The 7,188-nt window shown below is 56.6% G+C and carries 9 protein-coding genes; 6 read left to right on the forward strand and 3 right to left on the reverse strand.

The annotated features are described in order from the left end of the window. The first annotated feature begins 91 nt into the window (after nt 1-91). The 6 genes from VGK48_15645 to VGK48_15670 are packed head-to-tail and all read left to right on the forward strand — an operon-like array spanning nt 92 to nt 4,082. The gene (locus VGK48_15645; protein HEY2382608.1) at nt 92-838 is read left to right on the forward strand and encodes a segregation/condensation protein A; all 747 of its coding nucleotides are present in this window, start codon (nt 92-94) and stop codon (nt 836-838) included. Continuing rightward, nucleotides 807-1,379 (forward strand): SMC-Scp complex subunit ScpB, encoded by a 573-nt coding sequence (scpB, locus tag VGK48_15650; GenBank protein ID HEY2382609.1) that lies wholly within the window; start codon nt 807-809, stop codon nt 1,377-1,379. The genes VGK48_15645 and scpB overlap by 32 nt, the downstream gene beginning before the upstream one ends. 16 nt (nt 1,380-1,395) lie before the next feature. Next, nucleotides 1,396-1,857, forward strand: coding sequence for an OsmC family protein (locus VGK48_15655; GenBank protein HEY2382610.1), 462 nt, complete (start codon nt 1,396-1,398; stop codon nt 1,855-1,857). Between the two features lie 37 nt (nt 1,858-1,894). Continuing rightward, on the forward strand, nt 1,895-2,614 hold the full coding sequence (locus VGK48_15660) for a pseudouridine synthase (GenBank protein ID HEY2382611.1): 720 nt from the start codon (nt 1,895-1,897) through the stop codon (nt 2,612-2,614). Next, nucleotides 2,611-3,693 carry a histidinol-phosphate transaminase gene (hisC, locus tag VGK48_15665; protein HEY2382612.1) on the forward strand — a complete coding sequence of 361 codons (1,083 nt, stop codon included), beginning with the start codon at nt 2,611-2,613 and terminating at the stop codon, nt 3,691-3,693. Before VGK48_15660 ends, hisC begins: the two co-directional genes overlap by 4 nt. Beyond that, the gene (locus VGK48_15670) at nt 3,690-4,082 is read left to right on the forward strand and encodes a CoA-binding protein (GenBank protein ID HEY2382613.1); all 393 of its coding nucleotides are present in this window, start codon (nt 3,690-3,692) and stop codon (nt 4,080-4,082) included. Before hisC ends, VGK48_15670 begins: the two co-directional genes overlap by 4 nt. 301 nt (nt 4,083-4,383) lie before the next feature. On the opposite strand, the gene VGK48_15675 is transcribed toward VGK48_15670, so the two are convergent. The 3 genes from VGK48_15675 to VGK48_15685 form a co-directional block, all read right to left on the reverse strand. Next, on the reverse strand, nt 4,384-4,788 hold the full coding sequence (locus VGK48_15675; protein ID HEY2382614.1) for a putative toxin-antitoxin system toxin component, PIN family: 405 nt from the start codon (nt 4,786-4,788) through the stop codon (nt 4,384-4,386). After that, entirely contained in the window at nt 4,789-5,034 is a 246-nt protein-coding gene (locus VGK48_15680) for a hypothetical protein (GenBank protein ID HEY2382615.1), read from the reverse strand. It abuts the gene before it with no gap. A gap of 658 nt (nt 5,035-5,692) precedes the next feature. Beyond that, a complete protein-coding gene (locus tag VGK48_15685; GenBank protein HEY2382616.1) occupies nt 5,693-6,871 on the reverse strand; it encodes a transposase in 1,179 nt (392 codons plus the stop codon). Nucleotides 6,872-7,188: the final 317 nt, after the last annotated feature.

The raw sequence follows: 7,188 nt of genomic DNA on the forward strand, positions 1-7,188 counted from the left end.
GGCCAAAAAGGCCGGCGGATTGGATTGAGACTATTGCTATGTGGACCTAGGATGTCACACAGGCAAACTAGTCTGGACGCCTAATACAACTATGGTCGATCTCAAGATCTCGATTCCGCTTTACGAAGGTCCGCTCGATCTTTTGCTGGATTTGATCCGCAGGCAAAAGCTCGATATATACGACATTCCGATTGCGAAGGTCACACAACAGTATCTGGATTACCTCCATGTCATCGAAGAGATGGACGTGGACGTGGCTTCGGAATTCCTCCTCATTGCGGCCCAGCTGATTTACATCAAATCGCGGATGCTGTTGCCGCCGGATCCCGATGCTCCTCCTGAAGAGCAGGAAGATCCGAGAGCCGAACTGGTTCGCCGGTTGCTCGAATACGAGAAGTTCAAGAACGCTGCACAGATGCTATACCAGCGGGAGATGATCGAGAACGCCACCTGGTCGAATCCCGGCGACGCCGGAATCGAGAGCTCCGAACTCGAGCCGGAATTGAACGTGACGCTGTGGGATCTGCTGATGTCCTTCCGGGACGTCGTCAAACGGGCCGAAGAGCGGCCGCTGATGCAGCTTCATCGCGACGAATTCTCAGTCGAGCAGATGATGGCCTATCTGTTCGAAAAGATTATTTCGGCGCAGGGCCCCGTGGCGTTGACCGAGGTTTTACCCGAAATCACTTCGCGCCGCGGTTTGATCACGGCGTTTCTGGCGGTGTTGGAGCTGACCCGGCTTCACGCCATTTTCTTGAGACAAGACAAAGCTTTCGGAGAAATAACGGCTCGAGCGAATCCGGACTATGAATTATCAAAATCTTTCAGCCCTGCTTGAGGCAATTGTTTATCTTGCGAAGGAGCCCGTCAGCCTTGACGCGATTCACAAGGCTTTGCCGGATGTGGACCGCGCCGAACTGAAGCAAACGCTCGATGAATTGATCGAGCGGTATCGCGTGCCGGAGCGGGGAATTGAAATCCGTGAAGTGGCCGACGGGTACCGGTTCTCGACCAAACCGGAACACCACGAGGTCCTGAAACACTTCATCAAAAGCCAGATTCCGCCCACACGTCTGTCCCTGGCTGCCCTGGAAACGCTGGCGGTCATTGCCTACAAGCAACCGGTCACTGTTCCCGAGATCCAGGAGATCCGCGGCGTCCAGGCCAGTGGCGTTATCAAGACACTCCTCGACAAGAAATTTGTTGCGACATCCGGCCGCAAAGAAGTGCTCGGCCGTCCCATCCTGTACAAAACGACGAAGGACTTCCTCATCCATTTCGGACTCAAAGATCTGAGCGATTTGCCGAGCATGGAAGAATTTGAAGAGTTGATCAAGAACCAGGCCGCCGCAGAGGAAGAAATCCCGGAAGAAGTCTGAGGTCGCATTAACACCCATGTCCGAACACAAAGCAACCATCAAGTGGAAGTTTTCTGAAGGTGATTTTCTGAAAGGCAGTTACTCGCGCGAACATACATGGACGTTCGACGGCGGTATGACGGTAGCCGCCTCCTCCTCGCCCGCCGCTGTGCGCGTCCCCTTTTCCAATCCGGCGAATGTCGATCCGGAAGAGGCATACGTGGCTTCGCTTTCGAGCTGCCACATGCTGACGTATCTGTACGTCGCGTCGCGCAAAGGGTTCGAGATCGACAGCTATGAAGACGAAGCCGTCGGCGTCATTTCCAAGAACGAGCGCGGCATTCCCTGGGTGAGTGTCGTCACTCTGCATCCCCGGATTACATACAGCGGCTCCAAGACTCCCACTTCCGAGGAAGAGGATTCCCTCCACCACGCGGCGCACGAACAGTGCTTCATCGCGAATTCCGTGAAAACGGAAGTTAAGGTGGAACGCATCTGATTTCGGGCTGTTTGCCAGATGACATTAGAATGTAAAGATGCAGGAACGTCTTCAGAAGATTCTGGCGCATGCCGGTGTAGCCTCGCGAAGGCATGCGGAAGCAATGATCACCGGTGGCCGTGTCAGCGTGAACGGCCACATCATAACAGAGCTTGGGTCTAAGGCGGATTCGGCCGAAGACGTCATCAAAGTTGACGGCAAGAAGCTTCGGTCGGCCCAGCGTCATGTCTACGTCCTTCTAAATAAGCCGAAAAACGTCATGTCGACCTCGAGCGATCCGCAGGACCGTCCGACGGTCGTGGAGTACGTGAAAGGCAAGATCAAAGAACGCGTCTACCCGGTCGGGCGCCTCGATTTTGCTTCTGAAGGCCTGTTGATTCTGACGAATGACGGTGAGTTCACGAAGCTCATGACCAAGGCCGGTAACATCCCGAAGGTCTATTACGTCAAAGTGGCGCATCCTCCAGATGAACGGGACCTGGAACGGTTGCGCCGCGGCACCTACATCGATAAGGAGCGGCTGGCGCCGTGCGCGATCGAACAGCTGAAGAGCGGCGACAATCCCTGGTTTGCAGTGACGCTGCACCAGGGCAGAAACCAGCAGATCCGCCGCATGTTTCAGTCGATCGGACACCCGGTCGAAAAGCTCCGCCGGGTCCGGATCGGCTCTCTCGAAGACGAAAAACTGAAGCCGGGCGAGTGGCGATTCCTGACCGAGCACGAGGTCGCGGAATTCCAGCGGGAGTTCAAAAAATGAGTTTTGAGGAAGCGATTCCGCCGCACATCCAGCGCATACCCGGATACAAATCGGAGAATCCCGCGGAACAGATCGAACGTGAACTCGGCGTGAAAGTGGTTCAGCTCGGTATGAACGAGAACCCCTTCGGACCTTCGCCGAAGGCGGTTGAAGCCGCGCGAGCCTACATGGATCAGGTTGCGCCTTATCCCGACGATAGCGGATTCTTCCTCCGCCGGAAGCTCGCTGAACATTACAAGATTTCGATGGATGAACTGGTCATCAGCTGCGGCTCCAGCGATATTCTCGCAATGGCGTTTCACGCAGTTCTCGCTCCCGGAGCCGAAGTCTTAACCGGTGAAGCGTCATTCATCGTGTATTACCTGTTGGCCGAGATGCTGAACATGCCGATCGTACGCGTACCGATGAAAGACTACGCCTTCGATCTGGATGCCATGGCCGAACGCATCACGTCTCGAACCGCTCTGGTCGTCCTGGCAAATCCGAATAATCCCACCGGCACCATCATTCGCCGGAAGGAACTGGACGCCTTCATCAATCGAATACCGGACCGGGCGCTCATCGTTCTGGACGAAGCCTATTTCGAATACGTCAAGGAGCCGGACTACCCGAACTCGCTGGAATACGTTCGTGCCGGCAGGCCGGTATTGATCCTGCGAACGTTTTCCAAGGTGTTCGGGCTTGCGGGTCTGCGGATCGGCTACGGAATCAGCACCCGGAGCGTGATTGATACCTTGTACAAAGTCCGCATGGCTTTCAATACCAGCAGCGTCGCGCAGGCCGCGGCGATTGCGGCCTGGGACGACCACGCGCACGTCGAAAAAAGCGTCTCGTTGAATCACCAGGAAAGGGAGTTTCTCTACAACGAACTGTCCCGCCGCGGTGTGAAGTACGTGCCGTCATTTGCGAACTTCGTGCTGGTCGATGTCGGGCGGCCGGGAAGGGAAGTGACGACAGCTTTGCTCAAGCACGGAATCATTGTCCGTCCGGCATGGGGTTGTCCGACATGCATGCGCGTATCGGTAGGAACCCGCGAGCAGAATCAGAAATTCCTGAGCGCATTGGACAAGGTCCTATGACTATCCAGGAGATTCTGGAAGCGTATAAAACCATCGCCGTCGTGGGGTTGTCCTCGCAAACCTGGCGGCCGAGTTACTCGGTTTCGCGTTACATGCAGAGCGTGGGCTATCGCATTATTCCGGTGAATCCAAACGAGCGGGAAGTGCTTGGCGAGAAGGCATACGCTTCACTCGACGAGGTGCCGGATCCCATCGAAATCGTCGATATTTTCCGGCGCCCCGAATTCGTCCCCGATATTGTCGAGGCGGCGATCCGCCGGAAAGCTCGCGTCATCTGGATGCAACAGGGAATCATCCATGAGGCCGCAGCCGAGCGCGCCCGGTCCGCAGGGCTCGAAGTGGTGATGGATCGCTGCATTCTGGTCGAACACCGCAGCAATTTCGCTTAGCTTCATCCTGGCAGGTGTGGCCGTGGCCGGTCGTCAGGCAAGGATCGTCCGGTTCCGGTCTACGACATGCTGCGTCGAGCGCTTCCTGCGGCTCACTCGAGAGCGGACTTACGAAGACCGCCATAACCAAAACCACAACCAGGACCGTCGGAAACGAAGGCTCGCAAGACCAAATAGAAAGACGTTAAGGAGAAGTAAGACTGCTGCGGCGATGGTTGTTATTTCATATTCAGTCTAGTCATCCAGGGCTGATCGTCGCAACAGCTTCAAACCAACGCAAACCGGCTCAACGCGGCTGCCCTCACCCCGTCACAATATTCAGAAAATCCGCAACCTTCACCATACGGATGCCCTCGTAGCTTCCGCGCCTCAAGAAATCTCTATCGCCCGAAACGATATATTCCGAACCGGCTTCGACTGCACATTCCAAAATCCGATTGTCAGGCGGGTCCTCAATAATCACGTTCAGGGTTTGCTGAGGCACAACACTTCGAGCGGTGGCCTCCATCGTAGCCCGTGCACCTTCTAGCCGCGCATCCGACCAGCCGAACTTCCGCTTCAGCACGCCAAGTGTTTCTGCGATGATTTCCTCAGAAACAGCAAGATCAATCTCACCATCGCGGCCCATTTCTAAGAGCGAGAAAGCCTCGCCGCCGTATTGCAGAGCGGAAATGTACGTGGAGGTATCCAGGGTCGCGGAGGGCACTTATCTGCTGCGTTGTTCGTGGCGGTATTCTGCGATGGCTTTATTCGCGACGGCATCCACTTCGTCATCCGTCAAGTTGCCACGGCGGGCATCACCCTCGCGCTTGAGCTTGTCCATCCACCGCCGGCCAATGTCACGCTTTACGGCTTCGGCAATCAGCTCTTCCGGGCTCTTCTGCTCGGCTTGCGCCGCATTCTCAACCGCGGTGCCCAGATCGTCCGGTAACTCCACTTTGAATTCCTTCATAACCGCCTCAGCATCATTATACGATGGCAACAGTAGCCTGCCATACGGGTGAGTCGAATCGAGGCTCGCCTGCCAGGGTCAGAGCAGGCGCGGTTCGGCGACAAGACCTATGTCGCGCAGGGCGATTTCATACAGAAGCGGTTCCGCGTTAATTCTCCGATGACCGCTCGACCGCACAAGAAGCTTTGCCATGCGAGCCTGGACGTCCGAATATTCGAATGGTTCGGCGCCAGCGGCAAACGGATTACAGACACGGCAGACAGCATTGAGATCCAGAGAGCCCGTCGTCGCGTAAACGCCGGGAGCGTAAATTCGCCGCCGCAGCCATCAAGAGCAACCTCGGAAGCGAGCAGGTTTCGTTGGATCTTCGCCCTGCCCACGATTTGCCGACAGGAACGTTCCATTCCGACTGTTATTGAAGTTGGCATTTCGGCCCCTTCAAAGACTCCCTGATCGTCGGCGGTCCAACTTGGATCAACAAGATGTAGGAAGGATAAGAGATGCCTGCCGAATGCCGTATAAAACGGATTATGTAAATTTTCGGCCACAGGGCGGATAAGCCAGCAGCTTTCCGGTCGAGTTCCGGGAATGACGAGGCACGAAGCGGATATTGGAGCGGATGGCGCAGGATTTTAGACGAGCGGTTCCCCTTGAGGGCTCAGTCGACGTCGTTTGGTGTGGATTGGGCTGCCGCAGGTCTTAGGGGTGGAGCGCGGGTGGGCAGGCCGAGGCATTCGAGAATCTTCCGCGTGTTTTCCGGCGGATGAATAGCGGCAAGAATCCGCAACCGCCCTTTGCAGTGTCCGCATTCGAGGACGTCCAATTCGAAAACCCTGGCCATCAATGCAGCCCATTCATAATTGGGCCGGCGCTTCTTGGCACTTTCGCTCTCTCCACAACCACAGGCGGGCCGCGTTTCGACCGGAGGAGGAGGCGCCGGTACAATCGACGCACGCCACTTCGCTGCCGGAGCCAGTACACCGTGAAATCGCGTCAGATTCAACCGCGGCGCGGGGATTAAAACGGCCAGTTTTTCCAGGAGTTCCTGAGGTTCGAACGTCACGTGAGTGGTTCCGTTCCGCCACGGTGTTTTCAACCGGTAGCTCAACCGGCCGTCCGGCAGTTGCTCCAGCCGCTCGGTGGCGACGGGTGGACGCGAAGCATACTTGCACAACCGTTCCAGGCCTTTGCGGTCTTCAGCGCGAATTCCGACTCCCGCATGGACACTGAACCCTGACACCTGCGCACAGCGCACGGTCCCGGACTGGAAGCTCTCATCCTCTCCGGAATCCATTACTGCGGTAGTCTGCCCTATGGTGTTCACGCGCCGCCCGGCATTAGGGCCTGTCGCGATCCGTCCCATCATCGAGGCATTGTAGAGGGCTCCGAGCTCGGGCTCCTCGATCTTGTCTTCGCTTTCCTGCGTCTCCATTAAAACGGCGGCGCGTTCCGCAACGCGCGCCGCGACGGCCATGACGTCACTCTTGTCGGGAGGACGCAGCGGATAGAATCCTGGAACCTCACCTTCCTCCGCGGCATAAACCCCGTCGAAAACGAGAACATGGAAATGCGGAGTCAAATTCAGGGCGGATCCGAATCTCTGAATGAAGGTTACTGCGCCGCACTGTCCTCCCGGAATGCCGTATTCCCGCGCACTGTCTGCTGCAGGGCACGACTGCAACCTGACGCGTGTGCTCTGCCTGCTGCAGGACGCGTCTGCAACTTGAAACTTGTGCTCTGCCTGCTGCAGGGCACGACTGCAACCTGAAACTTGTGCTCTGTCTGCTGCAGGGCACGACTGCAACCCGAAACTTATGGACTGTCTGCTGCAGGGCACGGCTGCAACCTGAAACTTACGGACTGTCTGCTGCAGGCCGCGTCTGCAACCTGAAACTTATGGGCTGTCTGCTGCAGGGCACGACTGCAACCTGAAACTTATGGGCTGTCTGCTGCAGGGCACGTTTGCAACCTGAAACTTGTGAACTGTCTGCTGCAGGGCACGTCTGCAACCTGAAACTTGTGAACTGTCTGCTGCAGGACGCGTCTGCAACCTGAAACTTATGGATTGTCTGCTGCAGGGCGCGACTGCCACCTGAGACTTATGGACTGTCTGCTGCAGGCCGCGTCTGCAACTTGAAACTCATGGACTGTGTG

This window comes from Terriglobia bacterium (genome assembly GCA_036496425.1).
Classification (GTDB): domain Bacteria; phylum Acidobacteriota; class Terriglobia; order 20CM-2-55-15; family 20CM-2-55-15; genus 20CM-2-55-15.

Bases quoted from the DNA above. Each gene is read 5' to 3' on its own strand.
- VGK48_15645 (HEY2382608.1), top strand. From the start codon at position 92: ATGGTCGATCTCAAGATCTCGATTCCGCTTTACGAAGGTCCGCTCGAT.
- scpB (HEY2382609.1), top strand. From the start codon at position 807: ATGAATTATCAAAATCTTTCAGCCCTGCTTGAGGCAATTGTTTATCTT.
- VGK48_15655 (HEY2382610.1), top strand. From the start codon at position 1,396: ATGTCCGAACACAAAGCAACCATCAAGTGGAAGTTTTCTGAAGGTGAT.
- VGK48_15660 (HEY2382611.1), top strand. From the start codon at position 1,895: ATGCAGGAACGTCTTCAGAAGATTCTGGCGCATGCCGGTGTAGCCTCG.
- hisC (HEY2382612.1), top strand. From the start codon at position 2,611: ATGAGTTTTGAGGAAGCGATTCCGCCGCACATCCAGCGCATACCCGGA.
- VGK48_15670 (HEY2382613.1), top strand. From the start codon at position 3,690: ATGACTATCCAGGAGATTCTGGAAGCGTATAAAACCATCGCCGTCGTG.
- VGK48_15680 (HEY2382615.1), bottom strand. From the start codon at position 5,034: ATGAAGGAATTCAAAGTGGAGTTACCGGACGATCTGGGCACCGCGGTT.